Consider the following 15933-nt stretch of genomic DNA (forward strand, 5'->3'; position numbering starts at 1 on the left):
TCCCAGCGATCTATCGGCTAGCGGACCGCGTCGGCCCGGTTGCACTCGCTAAAACGAACTTTTCGCCCAATTCTTGCGTTATGGCGAGCCAAGTATTAAACTAGTCATATGCCTAGTCACTTCGAGCCCATCATGCATACTTGGCCTGTACAAGACGCGAAAGCCCGCTTCAGCGAACTACTGGACGCCTGTGTCAGCGAGGGGCCGCAACTGGTGACCCGTCGCGGCACAGAAACGGCTGTACTGGTGCCTATCGCCGAATGGAAGCGGTTGAACGCCGCTGCACGTCCCTCGCTGAAGGCCTTGCTATTGTCCGATGTAGGCCGTGGTGACTTTGACTTGCCACCGCGCGGACGTGCGAAGCGTCGTACAACTACTTCTCTGTAAGGCAACCGTGTTTCTTCTGGATACGAATGTTGTTTCGGAGCTTCGCAAGCCCCGCCCACATGGTGCCGTTGTCTCATGGATCGAAAGTGTTGAGGACAGCGATCTTTACCTATCGGCCGTGACACTCGGTGAAATTCAAGCAGGCATCGAAATCACCCGCGAACAGGACGCCGACAAGGCCGCGATGCTTGAAGCGTGGGCCGACCAGGTCAACGGGACCTACAATGTTTTGCTCATGGATGCAGCGACCTTCCGGCTTTGGGCGAAGCTGATGCATCGTCAGTCGAACACCGTCTACGAAGACGCCATGATCGCAGCCAGCGCAATGGTGCACAAGCTTACTGTCGCCACACGAAACGTCCGGGACTTTGAACGCTTTGACGTGCCGGTGTTCAACCCATTCGGGAAATAAGCCTGCCGATCGGCGCCAAGGTATCGCGCGAGCGCCATGACATACCCCGACATAATTGAAGCATGGAATCCCAACTCCCCTTCCCCCATACTCGCCTCTGCTGACGGTGCACCTGCATGAACGTGCGTGAGTTCAGCAGGTGAGTCAGATATGAACGAGATCGCAAACGCGCAAGCATGCTGCGGCTCATCAATCATCCGACGATACGTTTAAGCGAGCGACGACACGACCGTGTCAGGGACAGGACGAGCATGTGGACTTCAATTCAATTCGTACGAAACAAAGGCGTGCGCGGCGCGGCGGCGGCAGCAGTAGTGCTTTGCACGTTGCTGGCCGGCTGTGCGGGCGGCGTCACCAACACCGCCCAGTATTCGGCTCAGCCGCAAGTGCGCCCCGATAACATCTACGTCTATTCGTTCGACAGCACGCCCGACCAGGTAAAACTCGACAATGGCGGCCTGATCCAGAAAGTGAAGTCGCAGTTTGACGGCACCTCCGCTGCGCAAAAACAGGCCGAGGAAGCCACCGAAGTCCGCGAGCAGGTCGCCAATGAGATCGTGCGGCAGTTGCAGTCCATGGGGCTGCGCGCCATCCGCTCGGACATTCCGGCGCCGGCCGATCAGAACGTCCTGCTGGTGCAAGGCAAGTTCGACACCATCGATTCAGGCAATCGCCGGCGCCGCATCCTGATTGGACTCGGCGCGGGCAAGAGCGAACTCAGCACCTCGGTGCAGTTGCTGTACAAGCCGGCCGGTGGCACGCCGCGGCTCGTGCAGAGCTTCGACGCCAGCGCGGATAGCGGCAAGATGCCCGGCATGGCGGAGACGGCGGGCATAGGGGCGGCTGCGGGTCATCTCGCCACCTCAGCGGCGGCGGGCGCTGGACTGCATGGCGTCTCCGAGACCACGCACGGCGGCGCGGCGGGCAATGCGAAAAAGCTAGCCGAGTCGATCGCCAAACAGGTGGCGGAAATCGGCAAAGTGCAAGGCTGGATGCCCGCGGAGCGCACCAAAGGTTAAGGGCGGAGCGGTTTGACCGCACTAGGCCGCCCGGTCAACGAGACGAAGCGGCCACCTCAAAGAGTCAATCACGCCCCCACTTCGCTCGTCAGCGTCTCAACAGGCCGCGCCTTTAGCGGCTTGACCACGGTCCACAGCACCGTAGCGCCGATCAGGTCGCCAAACCCCAGCGCAATGAAGAACGGCGTATAACCTACCCGGCTCACGAACCAGCCAATCACGAGGGTGAAGGCCAGATTGCCGATCCCGGCGACACACCCCGCCAGCCCCGTAGCCGTTCCCACCTCACGGCGCGGGAACAGGTCGGCGGACATGGAGATCACCGTAATCGACAATGTCTGGTGCGCAAAACCGCCCAGGCACAGCAGGAAAATCGCCATCACCGGACTCTGCACCAACCCTACTCCCGCCATGCCGATCATCAGCACGGCCGCGAGCGTGAACACCATGCGTTTGCCATCGACGATGGGCGTGCCGAACCGGCTCCTCAGCCACGCCGAAAGCGACCCGCCCATCAAACAGCCGATGTCGGCGGTCACGAACGGCAGCCATGCGGTCATGGCAATCGTCTTCAGATCGAAACCGCGCGCCTGGTAGAGATAAAGCGGCATCCAGTAGACCAGCGTGCCCCAGACCGGGTCCGCAAAAAAGCGCGGCAAGGCAATGCCCCAGAAATTACGTTGCTTGAGAATTGCCAGCACCGATGGCTTCTCCGCATCGTTCTGACGCAGCGTGCTCTCCTGGCCCGCGGCAATATAGGCCGCTTCCTGCTTCGACAAGGCCGGATGCCGGTCCGGATGCCGGTAGAACACGAGCCACAGGACAGCCCAGCACAGACCGAGGCCACCGGCGATCACGAAGGCCATCTGCCAGTTGTAGTGCAGGATCGACCAGGCAATCAATGGCGGTGCGAGAATGGCGCCCGTCGAGGTGCCGAGATTGAACACGCCTGCCGCGATGCCGCGCTCGCGTGCCGGAAACCAGAAGGCGGTGGCGCGCATGCCACCGGGAATAAAGGATGCCTCCACCAGGCCCAACGCGCCGCGCAGCAGGAACAGCCCCACCCAGCCGGACACCAGGCCGTGCGACATGCAGATCAGCGACCACGCCACCCCGCAGATCAGAAAGCCGGCCCGTAGTCCAATACGGTCCATCATATAACCGGTCAGCGGCGCACCGATCGGGTACATCACCATAAAGGCGCCGGTAATCCAGCCGTATTGATGCGTGCTGATATGCAGGTGCTGCATGACCGTCGGCGCGGCGACGCTCAATGAGCTACGTGCCAGATAGTTGGTGATCGTGCCGAGCGTCAGCAGTCCGATCATCCACCATCTGAGTCCTTTCACCTTGATTGTCATGATAGGGCTTCGTCTCCTATATCTCTTGCTCAGTGTTTTGTGATGGTTGTTGCGATAACGCGGGGAACTGTCGGCCTCAGGCGAACAGGCCCCGCACTACCGGTTGCGCGTCGAGCGCATCGGCCATGCGCGCAAAGCGCGGATCGAGTCGCGCGGCGATCCAGTAGAGGTTCGAGGCCTCTTCGCGTTGCCAAAGTCCCGCGTAACCCTGCACATGCGCTGCCGCGCGGCGTGCGTCGAAACCCACCGTGCTATGCACGAACTCCTCATGCTGCTGGTCGCCCGCCGCATACGGCGAGAGCCAGCTCAGCGCGGCCGCCAGCCGTCCCTGCAGCGCGGCGAGGCCGTACCAGTCGTCGCCGTGCGCGGCGGCAATCGAAGCCGCCGTCAGGAGCGGTTCGAGGTCGTAGACCACGTAGTGCATCGCATCGCGCTGGCTGAAGTCGTAGGTGTGGCCATCGCTATCGATGTTGCGCGTCACATGTGCAATGAAGCCGTCGCGCGCGGCGGCAATCAGACCGGTGTCGCCCGAGAGATACGCACCGGCGCTCGCCAGCTTGATGCGGTGGCTCTGCCAGTTGTTCAGGCCGGTGCTCGGATCACCCACGCGCCGGGTACCCAGATAGCCGGTTGCCAACTCGCGGCCGAGCTGACGGGTCTCGTCGAGCGTCGCCGGAGCCAACCGCTCCTGCACGAAGTCGAAACCGAACAGCAGGTCGACGAGATCGGCTTCATCGATCGGGTTGAATGAAGGCGCATAGCTGCCCACCCAGGCTTCGATATAGGTGGCGGCTTTGGTTGCATATGGCGCATGGCCGGTAACGCACCACGCGAGTCCCTGCGTGAGCGTCTGACGCCAGTCCTCCTGCGCAAGCACGCTCGCATCGCGCTCCTGCTCATGCGGCAAGAGCCCTTGCGTGTGAACGACCGCGCGGGGATGCGGCTCGCGCGCCAGACCCGCGTCAGCCAGCAACCTGATCTGTCCGGCCAGTTCGGGCGTCACACGCTGCCGTATCTGCGCGGCGCGTTGCGCCGAGGACAGCGCGAATGTTCCGCCCGCCTGGGCCGTATTGCTTTCCTGGGCGCGCACGCCACCCGGTAACGCGGACATTAACCACATCGCCGGAAGCGCGGCAGCTGCACCTAGCAACCGGCGCCTCTCCAGAGAAGGCAGCTTGCCTCCCTCGCCATTCATGTAATTCATAGTACACCTGCATATTCAGGTTCCCGCAGCCCAGTCACGCCAGGACGTAGCGCGAACAGATGCCCGTCATCCTCTGTAGCGCCCGTGGCGGGACGGATCGAGGTGACAAACAGCGTGTCGAGCGCAGCGCCGCCGAACGCGCACATGGCGGGCTTCACGGCAGGCACGGCAATCTGCCGGTCCAGCTTGCCCTGCGGTGTAAAGCGCAGCAGCAGGCCTGCGTCGTTGGCGCAGATCCAGTAGCAACCGTCCGCGTCGACCGCTGCGCCATCGGGACGGCCCGCATGGTGATGCAGATCAGCAAACACGCGCCGGTTATGCGGCTCGCCCGTCACAACGTCGTAGTCGAACGCCCAGATCAGCCGGCGCGACGGATGCGAGTCGGACAGATACATCGTCGTCCCCTGCGGCGACCATGCGAGACCGTTCTGCACGATCAGCGCATCGACTACGGGTGCCGACAGAACCCCGCGCTCGTCGAAGCGGTATAGCGCCCCCGCGGGATTTGCCGCCGCCATGTCCTGCACCATCGTGCCGGACCAGAAACGCCCCTGGCGATCGCAGCGTCCGTCGTTAAAGCGCATGCCTGCAAACGGAAACGCGGGCGCAGCGAGCTTGCGGCCGGTGATGGGCGCCGCTGCCCCGCCAGCAGGCGCTTGGGTCAGCGTGAACGCAAAGAGACCCGTCTCGCAGCCGGCCAGAACCGTGCCCTCACGATCGAACGCGAGGCACGCCACCTTCTCCGGCAAGAGCCATTCGGCGCGCTCGCCTGTCTCGACCCGCAGACGCACGATCTTCTGTGCAGGAATGTCGACCCAGTAGAGCGCCTTTTCCTGGGTACGCCATACGGGACTCTCGCCCACCATCGCCGGGGCTGCGCCTGTCACACGTTCCACTCTTACGTTCGTCGTCGCGCTCACCGTTGTGGCTCCATCGGACCTGCCAGCACGAACGGGCCGCCCTGGAAGCGCTGGGTCGGATCGTCGAGATCCGCATCGGGCGCCGTGAGCGGAAACAGATGCTCGAACTGCTCCGAGCTGTCCTGCGGCCGGAAGCCGAGAAAGGCCGCCTTGGTGTTGTCCACCCACTTGCGACGGTTATCCGACACGCCATACACAATCGCGTGCCCCACCCGGTTGGTGAACAGCGAGCAGCGCACCAGTTCGATGAAGTCACGATAGCTCAGATACGTCACCAGCATGCGCGGGTTCTTCGGCTGCTCGAACGACGAGCCGATCCGCAGACACACCGTCTCCAGCCCGAAGCGGTCGAAGTAGTAGCGCGACAGCGATTCGCCGAAGCACTTGCTGACGCCGTACAGGCTGTCGGGACGCAACGGCGCGTCGATATCGACCACCGAATTGACCGGATGAAACCCCACCGCATGATTCGAGCTGGCGTAGACGATGCGCTTCACGCCCTGCTTCCGCGCGGCCGAATACAGGTTGTACAGGCCGCGGATATTCGCTTCGAGCAAATCCTCGAACGGCGCTTCGACCGAAATGCCGCCCAGGTGAATCACCGCGTCGACACCTTCGAGCAGTGCATGCACCGCCTGCTGGTCAGCGAGATCCACCACCGCCGCCTCTTCGTGCCCGGCCAGTTCGCCAAGGGGCGCGATATCGCTCACGCGCACGATCTCGGCCCACGCAGCGAGCGCGCCGCGCAGCTGCTTGCCGAGATTGCCGGCGGCGCCCGTCAGCAATAAACGCCGGAATGGCTTACGGCTCGCGCCGGATTCGAATTTCGGGTCCGTCATGTTAGTGCCTGTTCCTCGATTACCTGGGTTGGTGGCCGATGGCCTGTTTCAATGCAGCGTCTGCGCCGCCGCGCAACAGACCGATATCTGTAGCGAGCGCAATATAGTCGAAGCCCTCGCGCACATACTGCGCCGAGAGCACCGGGTCCGGCATCAGGATGCCGACCGGTTTGCCGCAGCGATGCCCGCGCGCCAGCGCGTCGTGAATCGCCGCCTGCACGTCGGGGTGCCTGAAGTCACCGAGATGTCCGAGCGCGGCTGCCAGATCGGACGGCCCGATAAACAGCGCGTCGACGCCCTCGACCTCGGCGATTGCTTCGAGATTCGCGAGCGCCTTGACCGTCTCCAGTTGCACGAGCAGGCAGACTTCACGGTTTGCCTCGTGCAGATAGTCGCTATCGCGCCCGTAGCGGTTGGCGCGCGTCGCCGACGAGACGCCGCGAATGCCGGCCGGTGGGTAAAGCATCGCGGCGACCGCCCGGCGGGCATCGTCGGCGCTATCGACCATTGGAACCAGCAGTGTCTGTGCGCCGATGTCGAGCAGCCGCTTGATCTGCACCGTGTCGTTCGTGCTCGGGCGCACGACGGCCGCCACCGTCGATTGCGCCGCCGCGCGCAACTGCTCCTGCACCATAGGCACTTCGTTGGCGGCATGCTCGGTGTCGAGCAGAATCCAGTCGTAGTCCGTTTGCGTCAGGACTTCGACCGCATTGCTGCTCGCCAGCATGCTCCAGATGCCGAACTGCTGTTTGCGGGCAAGCAGGGTTGCCTTGAACCGGTTACGCTGCATGAGAGACCTCGGTGTAGAAAATGACGTCAGATGCCGTCAGAAGTAGTGGCGAATGCCGAAGCCGACACCCACCGGCGACGCGCCGGGGGCGCGGTTCGCCACCGCGGTGACAACCGGGTTGGTGTCGTAATCGTAGGTCGCGAACGAGCTGTTGTGGATGCGGCTCACGTAGCCTTGCAGCATGGTGCGCTTCGAAAGCCAGTAGTGGTAGGCGAACACCATTTGCTGCGCGCCCGTATGCGGCTGCTCGGCCGCCGAGCACTGGCCGTTGGTCGCCGCGCCGGAACAACTGAGCGGGCGCGACACTGCATAGTTGAAGATGAATTCCTGCAGGCCGACCTTTTGCATCACGGCGACGCTGAAGGCATCGCGATAGGTCTGACCGGCGCCGGCCGCCTTGCCGGTGCCGAAGGTGCCGGTAGAGCCGAGGCGGTCCCAGCCCACGCCGAAGGTGGTCGAGCCGAACCCAAAGAAGTTCGCCTCGTAGCGCACCGCCACCCGGTGCTCCCAGTCGTTCGAATAGCCGGTGGCCGCGACGCCCATGCCCGCACTGCCCGCACCGGACAAGCCGGCGCCCGCGCCGAGCAGATCCTGGTCGCGGCGTGTTTCGTACGCGTAGGCGGCATACAGGGGACCTTTCGCGTATTGCGCACCGGCGCCCCAGGCATACATGCCGTTGTTAGGCGAGCCGGCCGTGCCCGACACGCTGCTGTTGGTCGGAGAAGTGTTGCCGCCGCCCGGCGAGTAGATAAACTGCGCATTCAGCCCCTGCAACAGCAGCGGCGAGGTGTACATGATCGAATTGGCGAGACGCGCATTCAGGTTCGTCTGCGTCCCGTTGAGCGTGGTCATGACGCCGATATCGTTGGCAATCGAGGTGCTGCCCGGAATGAAGTTGAGCTTACCGCCGAGGCCGCGCATCGGCGAGGTCACGTAACCGAATTGCAGCGTGCCGTAAGCGTCGCTGCGCAGACCGACGAACTGGTCGCGCGCACTCGGGCCGCTGCCGCTGTTGACGTTGTAGCCGTACTCGATCTGAAAGATCGCCGCGAGGCCACCGCCGAGATCCTCCTGCCCCTTCATGCCCCATGCCGAACTGTTGCTGACCTCGCGCCCAGCCCAGCCGAGATCCGCGCCCTTGTTGGCGCCGGTGGTCCGCACCAGTTCCACCGTCGAGTCGGCGACGCCGTACAAGGTCACCGAACTCTGTGCGTAGGCATTGGTACAGACATAGGTCATTGCCGCTAAACAGCTCAACTTTGTCTTGCTTAACATTTAGAACTCCAAACCGTATGGATATTTTTTTTAGTGATGATGTCTCGAGGAATGAAGCCGTGCTGCACAGAGCACGCTCGAGAGGCGGACGCGCCGTTTCAGGCGGGTGGCCGAGGTGTGAGCCACGCGGCAAAGTGGCAATCGGCCGCGACGGGGCGCGGCGGGCGGGAACGCGGCAGCGTGGGCTTCCCATACGGAGAAGCCCAAAGCACGGTTAGCGAGTCGATACAGTTCATCTTGTCTCCTTGATTTTTTTGCTTTCTGAATGCGCTTCGGTGTGCGAGTCTCGCGCTCGCGTTCACCGCTACGTTTTACCTACACCGCTGTTACAGCGTGGCGAATCATGCGGCCGCCGTGCGAAGCTGCGCCAGCAGGCCACCGTCGACCGGCAGCACATGTCCCGTGATAAACGAGGCCGCAGCAGATGCGAGGAACAGCACCGGCAGCGCCGCTTCGTCGGCTAAGCCATGACGCGGCAGCGGCAAGCCCAGCGCCGCCGCTGGATCGACCCTGAGCGTGTGCGAATGCGGAATCTGCGCCGGGGCAATGGCATTGACGCGAATCCCATAGCGGCCGAAGTCGACCGCGAGGCAGCGCGTCAATGCATCCACGCCGCCTTTGCTCACGTCGTAAATGGCGTTGTTGCGATGGGCACGCTGCGCACCCGGCGACGACACATTGACGATCACGCCCTGATGTTCGCGCGCGGTCCAGCCGCGAATCGCATCGAGACTCAGCGCGTACATGGCGCGCAGGTTGACACCGATGATTTCGTCGAACTCCTCGAGGCTGGTGTCGCCGGTGGGCTTTTTGGTCATGGTCAGGCCGGCGTTGTTAACCAGCACGTCCATACCGCCGCGCTCGGCGGCCAGCGTGACGATCGCTTGCCGGTGCTCAGCACTCGCGATGTCACCGGCAAGCGCGTCGCAACGCCCGCCCAGTTCTTCGCGCAAGCCGGCAAGCACGTCACGATTGCGGCCCGCCGCGATGACATGAGCGCCCGCCTGATGAAAGCGCCGCGCCGTCGCCATGCCGATCGCGCCCGTTGCGCCGGTCACCACCACTACCTTGCCGCTGAAATTGAATTGAGTCTGCATAGCCTTGACGAGTGAAACGCCGGCCGCCTCGAAGGCCCGGCTTGGAAAACGTTTTCCAAATATAATGAGGCGAAAACGGCAAGTCAATCGTTTTCCTAACCCTGTGGCATTGGTGAAAACCCGAGATTATTAAGATATACACCACAGCAGCTGGAAAGCCTGTTTACCGCGAATCGAATTTCAACTAGCATTGGAAAACGTTATCCTTAATCAGATGAAAAAAGCTTCCCCTACGATCCGCGACGTCGCGGCCAGCGCCGGCGTTTCCGTCGCCACCGTCTCGAAGTACATGAACGGGACGCAACGCTTTTCCGCGCCGGTCGAGGCCAAGCTGAAGGCCGCCATCGAACAGTTGGGCTACCGCTCCAACCCGCTCGCGCGTTCGATGATCACCGGCGAGACGCGCACGATCGGCCTTGCGATCCTCGACATCCGCAACCCGCACTTCACCAACATCGTGAAGGGCGCGAACCGGATCGCCCTGCAGCACGACTACACGCTGCTGCTGGTGGACACCGAGGAAAGCCAGGAGCGCGAACGGCCCCTGATCGAGGCGCTCGCGCAACGGGTGGACGGCATGATCGTCAGTTCGCGCATGCCAGAGGAATCGGTGCAATGGATGCTCGAGCTGAACAAGCCGGTCGTGCTGTTTGGCCGCAACCAGCATTTCCCGATTCCGAGCGTGGGCACTGACAGCTATCTGGCGGCCTACATGCTGACGCGCCATCTGCTGAATCAGGGCCATCGGCGCCTGGCCTATCTCGGCTTCGAACAGTCGCGCTGGAACGCCGAGCGGATTCGCGGCGTGCAGGCGTGTCTGGCCGAGATGGGCTTGTCGGCCGCCGTGTACGACGCCCACGCGCCCTCGCCGCAAGCCGGCGAACGGGCCTGTTCGGCCATCATGCTCGGACCGGACCGGCCGGAAGCCGTGATCTGCTACAACGACCTGATTGCCCTCGGCTTCATCAAGGAGGCCCGCGCACTCGGCTTTAGCTTGCCGCAAGATGTCTCGGTAGGCGGCTTCGACAACGTGCCATACGGCGAATACGCCTACCCCGCCCTCACCACGGTGGATCTGCAAAGCGAGCAGATGGGCGAGCTGGCCATGCGCAAACTGATCGATTCGCTCGCCGGCAAGAGCGACATCGAATACTCGCTACTCGAACCGCGCCTCGTCGTGCGCGATTCCACCATGCGGCGCCCCGAGGCGCCGCACTCCGCCGGCACGCCCCACACGAGCGCCGGCTCCCCCGAAAAAGGAACCCCCAGATGAAGATCGCCGCCGTCCGCGTCACCCCCATCGCCATTAGCGACCCGCCCTTGCTCAACGCGAGCGGCGTCCATGAACCGTATGCGCTGCGCTCCATCATCGAGGTGGAAACGGACAACGGGCTCATCGGGCTGGGAGAAACGTACGGCGACAAACCGGTGCTCGACGGCCTCCTGCGCGTCAAGGACGCACTCGTCGGACTGAGCCCGTTCGATCTCAACGGCCTGTGGCGGCGCGTCTGCTCGGCGGGAACATCAACGGCGCAGGGCGTGGAGCTTGATGTCGCGCCCGGCTCGCAGGCAAGCAATGCGCAGCGCAAGCTCTTCGGCGCCTTTGAAGTGGCGTTGCTGGACGTGCAGGCACGCTCGCTGGGCGTGCCGGTGCATGACCTGCTTGGCGGCGCGGTGCGCCGGCAGGTGCCGTTTTCTGCGTATCTGTTCTTCAAGTTTTCCAGCGACGTCGATCCGTCATACCGGCGCGACCCGTGGGGCGAGGTGCTCAACGCAGAGCAACTGGTTGGCGAGGCGCGCACCATGATCGAACGCTACGGCTTCGGCAGCATCAAGCTGAAAGCGGGCGCGCTCGACCCCGATCATGAAGTGGAATGCCTGAAAGCACTCAAGCGCGCCTTTCCGCAACACCCGCTGCGCATTGATCCGAACGCGAACTGGTCGCTCGAAACGGCGATCCGCATGGCGCAGCGTCTGCAAGGCGATCTGGAGTACTACGAAGATCCAACCCCGGGTCTCGAAGGCATGGCGGAGCTACACAAGGCCACGGGCCTGCCGCTTGCTACCAACATGGTCGTCACCGACATGGAGGAATTCCGCCGCAACGTCAGCCTGAACGGCGTGCAGATTGTGCTCTCAGACCATCATTACTGGGGCGGCCTGCGCGCCACCCAGGTGCTGGCGACAATGTGCGAAACCTTCGGGCTCGGTCTTTCGATGCACTCGAACTCGCACCTCGGCATCAGCCTCATGGCCATGTCGCATCTGGCAGCAGCGGTGCCGAATCTGACCTACGCTTGCGATACGCACTACCCGTGGCAGGACGATGAGGTGATCAAAGGCGGCAAGATCGCGATTGAAAACGGCTGTGTCACGGTGACGGATGCGCCGGGACTTGGCGTCGAACTGGACCGCGATGCGCTCGCCGCGCTGCACGAGCAGTATCTGCGCTGCGGCATTACGAATCGCGACGACGTCTCGCAGATGCGCAAGTTCCGCCCGGACTGGACGCGTCAGAAGCCCCGCTTTTGAGGGCGGGTTTTGGGGCTGGTTTTTGAGGCCTGCTTTTAAGGCTTGCTCTTGGCGCGGCCTCGTTCACTCTTTAACGGAAAGGTCTACGGACAACCATCATGGCAAAGATCGGCTTTATTGGACTCGGCATCATGGGCGCGCCGATGGCGCGCAACCTGCAGGCAGGCGGCCACACGCTATTCGCCTACAAACGCAGCGGGGCATTGCCCGAAGAGCTCGTCGCAGGCGGCGCAACGCGCTGCCATTCGCCGAAAGACGTTGCGCAACAGGCCGACGTCATCATTACGATGCTGCCGGACACGCCGGATGTGCAAGACGTGCTGTTCGGCGGCGACGGCGTGGCGGAAGGTCTGAGCGCCGGCAAAACCGTGATCGACATGAGTTCGATCGCGCCGCTGCCCACCAAGGAGTTCGCCGCCAGAATTGCAGCGCTCGGCTGCGACTATCTAGACGCGCCGGTTTCGGGCGGTGAAGTGGGCGCCAAGGCAGCGACGCTGACGATCATGGCCGGCGGTTCGCAAAGCGCCTTCGACAAGGTGAAGCCCCTGTTCGAACTGATGGGCAAGAACATCACGCTGGTCGGCGACACCGGCGCGGGACAGACCTGCAAGGTGGCGAACCAGATCATCGTGGCGCTGACCATCGAGGCAGTCGGCGAAGCGCTGCTGTTCGCCTCCAAAGCCGGGGCGGACCCGGCGCGGGTGCGCGAGGCGCTGATGGGCGGTTTCGCGTCGTCGCGGATTCTCGAAGTGCATGGCGAGCGCATGATCAAGCGCACCTTCGCGCCGGGCTTCCGGATCGAGCTGCACCGCAAGGACCTCGGGCTCGCGCTCGAAGGCGCGAAGACGCTCGGTGTCGCGTTGCCCAGCACGGCCCTGTGCCAGCAACTGTTCAACCTGTGTCGCGCACACGACGCGGACCAGCTCGATCACTCGGCCCTCGTCAAGGCGCTTGAAGTCATGGCGAATCATACGGTCGCATGACGTACGGGTTGTACACCGCGAGCCGTCCGGTCGACGCGGCTCGCGCGCCGGTGCGGCTCGCGGACGGCGATCTCGAACTATTGGTCTACCCTGAGCTGGGCGCGCGGATCGGGCGGCTGTTGCGGCATCTGCCCGACGGCGCAAGCTTCGACTACCTCGTGCCGCTCCACACCGCCGGTTTCGACGCCGCGCGGTGGCCACGCGCCGGCTGCTTTGCCATGCTGCCGTTCACCAACAGGTTCTCCGGCAACGCTTTCAACTGGCGGGGCTGGCCAGTCCGCGTGGCGGACGTGCAAGCGGCGGGTTTTCTGCACGGTTGGGGGTTGCGGCGGGCGTGGTCAGTGGTGCAGTCCTCCGCGAGTCATTGCACGATGACCCTTCAGGTAGCCGCCAGTAGCGAGTGGCCGTGGTACTACGAAGCATTCCTTACTATCTCGCTCGATCCGGAAGGCGTCAATTTTGCGCTCGCTGTCGTCAACCGTTCGCCTGAGCCGATGCCGGCCGGGCTCGGCTTTCATCCACATTTCCCGCTGTACGGCGGAGTCCAGGCACGGGTCGAAGCTTGCGCGCGCTGGCTAGCCGGTGAACGCAGCCACGGACTGCCGGAGCATCGCGAGACGCTGGCTGCGCCGCTGCGGTTCGAAGCGGCAGCGGGCCGGGCCGAGGACACCGGCAGCCCCCTAGGCGCAGCGCCGACCTGGTTCTGCGAAACCGCTCTGTGCGACAACGAACTCGTCTATGCCGCCGAAGGACGCCGCATCCGGATAACCAGTGAGGAAGCCCGCTACACCGTCGTGCATGCTCCGCCAGCGGGCCAATACCTTTGCATCGAGCCGAGCAGCCACCTGGCTGGACGCTTCGACGCTCAGAGCGACATCGCGCTACCGAATCAGCCGCTCACCCTGTCGATGCGCATCGAAGCGCGGTAGCGCGGCTGAGCGGCTGAGCGGCTGAGCGGCCACGCCACGCGGCACGGTTCAAAACACCCCGTCGCCGTTCTGATTGAGCGTATCCGGCGACTTCTGCGTCATGCGCAGCACACCGGAGTGGTCGAAGTAGAAGTTATAGAGCAGCTTCCACGTACCGCCTTCCTGATACCGATAGCTCCAGATTTCCTGGTTCTTCAGCGGCATATACACGGCTTCCTCCGGCCGGCCGAAGTTTGTCAGCACATCATGCTCGGTCCATGTGCCTACCTGCGCCCTGGCGAACTCGTTGGGTTGCAGCACCTGGCGCACACTCTGGATCGTGCCTTCGGCGGAGACGTCGGCGGCGAGCGTGGTCTCGCCGAACGGCTGGGTCGGCCACATCAAACGCTTGCCGCCGTCGGCGAGCGCGTATACCTCGGATGGCTGCCCAAGACGGGCGGACAACGTCGCCGCATTGGTGCCGGGCTGGTAAGCCAGCGGATTCTGGGCACAGCCGGCGAGCAATAGCGCAGCGAGCGCGCCTGCACCAGCGGCGCCGCTCAGACGCCATGACCCAGCGGAAGTCTTCCCTGAATCAGGCTTAAGCTTCAGGGCAGACAAGCGCCGTGCAGCAGCAAACGAATTCCGGGTATCCATGACAGACCTCGCTTTCTCAGATTGAGGTCTCCATTTGACACCTATTCCTGAAGCTGCGCATCTTCATGGCAAAAACTTCATATTGCGGACGGCTCGCCGCCATGTTTGCGTCATCTCGCCGTCAGCCAGCGCGCGAGACAAGGCACCACCGCATTTTTCCGCCGGGGCCGTGGATTTTAGCGTTGTGTTTACATCAACGGGGCTACCCTAGTTACTGTGTTGAACAACCGCAGTAACACAACCTACTCATGGCACTTCCCCAGTCACTTCATGTCTTCGACGCTGGACCGCAACGTGCGCCGGTCCTCACCCGTCACAACGTCATTCCCTTTCCTTCGCCACGGGTGCAACTGCCGGTGACGCTGCTCGGCCAGTCCGAACAGGACGCCCGCTCGCAACTCAAAGCCCTGTTGCACTCCCCGCTGGGTGTCTATGTGGTCAGCACCGAGGTCGTGCGCGACCAGGCTCTGGTGGACCTCGATATCGCCCCTGACGACCTCGACTTCACCCTGCACGCGTTAATCAACACGCTGCCCCACGCGATGATCGGCGCGCTCAAGCGCCGCCCCTCCAGCCGGGAGAGCCGCTAATCATGTATTCAGGCATCTGGTTGCCGCTCGTTACGCCGATGCGTAACGGCGAAGTCGATATCGACGCGCTGCAGCATCTGGCAAATTACTATTCACGCACCGAGATCAGCGGCCTGGTTGCGCTGGGCACGACCGGCGAAGCTGCGCTGTTGTCGGAAACCGAGCGGGTCACGGTGCTGCAGGCCATCACCGATGTGGTCGGCAGCAGCCTGCCGGTGCTGGTCGGCGTGGGCGGACCGGATACCCGCGAGGTGATCCGCGAGTTGCGCCGTTACGAGCATTGGGACTGCAGCGGCTATCTGGTCTCGCCGCCTTCCTACATGTGCCCGGACCAGGCCGGCGTGCAATGGCACTTCGAACAGATTGCGGCCGCAACCGACCGCTCGATCGTGCTGTACAACGTGCCGCACCGAACCGGCGTGGCTATCGCACCGGACACGGTGGCGCGCCTGACCGAACTGGACAACGTGGTCGCGATCAAGGAATGCGTGAAGGACAACTTCGACAAGCTGCGCAGCGTGCCGGTCAGCCTGCTGTGCGGTACCGACGATGCCTTTCTTGATTGCATACGCCAGGGCGGAGCGGGCGGCATTCTGGCCAGCGCCCATGTCTGTGCGGATCTGCTGATCGAAGTGCAGGCGCTCGCCGAGACCCAGCGTGCCGAGGAAGCTCAAACGCTATTCGCCCGCTTGCAGCCGTTGATCAGGCTGCTGTTCGCCGCCCCCAATCCGTCTGCGATCAAGGCCATGCTGGCTTTCGATCATCCGATGACGGACGAAACCCGCATGCCGATCAGCCGTGCTCCAGCAGATCTGGTGGCCCGCCTCGCTGAAGCCCGTGAGGTGTTGCAGGACTTGCGCGCGGAATATGCTGTGGCGGCGCACTAACGTCACCAGCGATCACCATTAGTCACCAGCGTCACGCCAAACCAATGAGCCTCAAGCGCGCGGCCTGCACCG

Annotated in this window: 17 protein-coding genes; 9 read left to right on the top strand and 8 right to left on the bottom strand. The window is 63.3% G+C overall.

Going from position 1 to position 15933, the window contains the following annotated elements:
* Positions 1–132: 132 nt before the first annotated feature.
* From FFS45_RS02680 to FFS45_RS02690, 3 genes are all read left to right on the top strand, one after another.
* Positions 133–387, top strand: a complete 255-nt coding sequence (locus tag FFS45_RS02680) for a type II toxin-antitoxin system Phd/YefM family antitoxin (RefSeq protein WP_137953162.1) — start codon at positions 133–135, stop codon at positions 385–387.
* 7 nt (positions 388–394) lie between these two features.
* Positions 395–799, top strand: coding sequence for a type II toxin-antitoxin system VapC family toxin (locus FFS45_RS02685; RefSeq protein ID WP_249362559.1), 405 nt, complete (start codon positions 395–397; stop codon positions 797–799).
* Positions 800–1050: 251 nt separating this feature from the next.
* Positions 1051–1818: a DUF4410 domain-containing protein gene (locus tag FFS45_RS02690; protein ID WP_137953164.1), complete on the top strand. Its 768-nt coding sequence runs from the start codon at positions 1051–1053 to the stop codon at positions 1816–1818.
* A 68-nt stretch (positions 1819–1886) separates the two neighbouring features.
* On the opposite strand, the gene FFS45_RS02695 is transcribed toward FFS45_RS02690, so the two are convergent.
* The 7 genes from FFS45_RS02695 to FFS45_RS02725 form a co-directional block, all read right to left on the bottom strand.
* A complete protein-coding gene (locus FFS45_RS02695; RefSeq protein ID WP_137953165.1) occupies positions 1887–3179 on the bottom strand; it encodes an MFS transporter in 1293 nt (430 codons plus the stop codon).
* A gap of 76 nt (positions 3180–3255) precedes the next feature.
* Positions 3256–4290: an alginate lyase family protein gene (locus FFS45_RS02700; protein ID WP_171029550.1), complete on the bottom strand. Its 1035-nt coding sequence runs from the start codon at positions 4288–4290 to the stop codon at positions 3256–3258.
* Positions 4291–4379: 89 nt separating this feature from the next.
* Entirely contained in the window at positions 4380–5303 is a 924-nt protein-coding gene (locus FFS45_RS02705) for an SMP-30/gluconolactonase/LRE family protein (protein WP_249362561.1), read from the bottom strand.
* Positions 5300–6142, bottom strand: a complete 843-nt coding sequence (locus FFS45_RS02710; RefSeq protein WP_137953167.1) for an NAD(P)-dependent oxidoreductase — start codon at positions 6140–6142, stop codon at positions 5300–5302. The genes FFS45_RS02705 and FFS45_RS02710 overlap by 4 nt, the downstream gene beginning before the upstream one ends.
* Positions 6143–6161: 19 nt before the next feature.
* A complete protein-coding gene (locus tag FFS45_RS02715) occupies positions 6162–6932 on the bottom strand; it encodes an HpcH/HpaI aldolase/citrate lyase family protein (RefSeq protein ID WP_137953168.1) in 771 nt (256 codons plus the stop codon).
* Positions 6933–6968: 36 nt separating this feature from the next.
* Positions 6969–8207 (bottom strand): porin, encoded by a 1239-nt coding sequence (locus tag FFS45_RS02720; protein WP_137953169.1) that lies wholly within the window; start codon positions 8205–8207, stop codon positions 6969–6971.
* A gap of 341 nt (positions 8208–8548) precedes the next feature.
* Positions 8549–9304, bottom strand: a complete 756-nt coding sequence (locus FFS45_RS02725) for an SDR family oxidoreductase (RefSeq protein WP_137953170.1) — start codon at positions 9302–9304, stop codon at positions 8549–8551.
* A gap of 214 nt (positions 9305–9518) precedes the next feature.
* Between FFS45_RS02725 and FFS45_RS02730 the strand changes: the two genes are divergently transcribed.
* The 4 genes from FFS45_RS02730 to FFS45_RS02745 all read left to right on the top strand — a co-directional run bounded on the left by FFS45_RS02730 (position 9519) and on the right by FFS45_RS02745 (position 13748).
* A complete protein-coding gene (locus tag FFS45_RS02730; protein ID WP_137953171.1) occupies positions 9519–10577 on the top strand; it encodes a LacI family DNA-binding transcriptional regulator in 1059 nt (352 codons plus the stop codon).
* On the top strand, positions 10574–11836 hold the full coding sequence (locus FFS45_RS02735; RefSeq protein WP_137953172.1) for a glucarate dehydratase family protein: 1263 nt from the start codon (positions 10574–10576) through the stop codon (positions 11834–11836). Before FFS45_RS02730 ends, FFS45_RS02735 begins: the two co-directional genes overlap by 4 nt.
* A gap of 98 nt (positions 11837–11934) precedes the next feature.
* Complete coding sequence (locus FFS45_RS02740; protein WP_137953173.1) at positions 11935–12819, top strand: 2-hydroxy-3-oxopropionate reductase; 885 nt, start codon at positions 11935–11937, stop codon at positions 12817–12819.
* On the top strand, positions 12816–13748 hold the full coding sequence (locus FFS45_RS02745) for a hypothetical protein (protein ID WP_137953174.1): 933 nt from the start codon (positions 12816–12818) through the stop codon (positions 13746–13748). The genes FFS45_RS02740 and FFS45_RS02745 overlap by 4 nt, the downstream gene beginning before the upstream one ends.
* 48 nt (positions 13749–13796) lie before the next feature.
* Here FFS45_RS02745 and FFS45_RS02750 read toward each other — a convergent pair whose 3' ends face one another.
* Positions 13797–14384: a hypothetical protein gene (locus FFS45_RS02750; RefSeq protein WP_249362562.1), complete on the bottom strand. Its 588-nt coding sequence runs from the start codon at positions 14382–14384 to the stop codon at positions 13797–13799.
* 248 nt (positions 14385–14632) lie between these two features.
* Here FFS45_RS02750 and FFS45_RS02755 point away from each other — a divergent pair, with 248 nt between their 5' ends.
* Both FFS45_RS02755 and FFS45_RS02760 read left to right on the top strand, forming a co-directional pair.
* Positions 14633–14974: a hypothetical protein gene (locus tag FFS45_RS02755; RefSeq protein ID WP_137953175.1), complete on the top strand. Its 342-nt coding sequence runs from the start codon at positions 14633–14635 to the stop codon at positions 14972–14974.
* Positions 14975–14976: 2 nt separating this feature from the next.
* The gene (locus FFS45_RS02760) at positions 14977–15861 is read left to right on the top strand and encodes a 4-hydroxy-tetrahydrodipicolinate synthase (protein ID WP_137953176.1); all 885 of its coding nucleotides are present in this window, start codon (positions 14977–14979) and stop codon (positions 15859–15861) included.
* Positions 15862–15933 lie beyond the last annotated feature (72 nt).

Source organism: Burkholderia sp. 4M9327F10 (genome assembly GCF_005503145.1).
GTDB lineage: Bacteria > Pseudomonadota > Gammaproteobacteria > Burkholderiales > Burkholderiaceae > Paraburkholderia.

What these genes read in the sequence shown, in the direction of transcription:
- FFS45_RS02730 (WP_137953171.1), top strand. Translation starts at nt 9,519, where the DNA reads ATGAAAAAAGCTTCCCCTACGATCCGCGACGTCGCGGCCAGCGCCGGC.
- FFS45_RS02750 (WP_249362562.1), bottom strand. Translation starts at nt 14,384, where the DNA reads ATGGATACCCGGAATTCGTTTGCTGCTGCACGGCGCTTGTCTGCCCTG.
- FFS45_RS02710 (WP_137953167.1), bottom strand. Translation starts at nt 6,142, where the DNA reads ATGACGGACCCGAAATTCGAATCCGGCGCGAGCCGTAAGCCATTCCGG.
- FFS45_RS02740 (WP_137953173.1), top strand. Translation starts at nt 11,935, where the DNA reads ATGGCAAAGATCGGCTTTATTGGACTCGGCATCATGGGCGCGCCGATG.
- FFS45_RS02680 (WP_137953162.1), top strand. Translation starts at nt 133, where the DNA reads ATGCATACTTGGCCTGTACAAGACGCGAAAGCCCGCTTCAGCGAACTA.
- FFS45_RS02725 (WP_137953170.1), bottom strand. Translation starts at nt 9,304, where the DNA reads ATGCAGACTCAATTCAATTTCAGCGGCAAGGTAGTGGTGGTGACCGGC.
- FFS45_RS02690 (WP_137953164.1), top strand. Translation starts at nt 1,051, where the DNA reads ATGTGGACTTCAATTCAATTCGTACGAAACAAAGGCGTGCGCGGCGCG.
- FFS45_RS02715 (WP_137953168.1), bottom strand. Translation starts at nt 6,932, where the DNA reads ATGCAGCGTAACCGGTTCAAGGCAACCCTGCTTGCCCGCAAACAGCAG.
- FFS45_RS02695 (WP_137953165.1), bottom strand. Translation starts at nt 3,179, where the DNA reads ATGACAATCAAGGTGAAAGGACTCAGATGGTGGATGATCGGACTGCTG.
- FFS45_RS02745 (WP_137953174.1), top strand. Translation starts at nt 12,816, where the DNA reads ATGACGTACGGGTTGTACACCGCGAGCCGTCCGGTCGACGCGGCTCGC.
- FFS45_RS02760 (WP_137953176.1), top strand. Translation starts at nt 14,977, where the DNA reads ATGTATTCAGGCATCTGGTTGCCGCTCGTTACGCCGATGCGTAACGGC.
- FFS45_RS02700 (WP_171029550.1), bottom strand. Translation starts at nt 4,290, where the DNA reads ATGTCCGCGTTACCGGGTGGCGTGCGCGCCCAGGAAAGCAATACGGCC.
- FFS45_RS02735 (WP_137953172.1), top strand. Translation starts at nt 10,574, where the DNA reads ATGAAGATCGCCGCCGTCCGCGTCACCCCCATCGCCATTAGCGACCCG.
- FFS45_RS02720 (WP_137953169.1), bottom strand. Translation starts at nt 8,207, where the DNA reads ATGTTAAGCAAGACAAAGTTGAGCTGTTTAGCGGCAATGACCTATGTC.
- FFS45_RS02755 (WP_137953175.1), top strand. Translation starts at nt 14,633, where the DNA reads ATGGCACTTCCCCAGTCACTTCATGTCTTCGACGCTGGACCGCAACGT.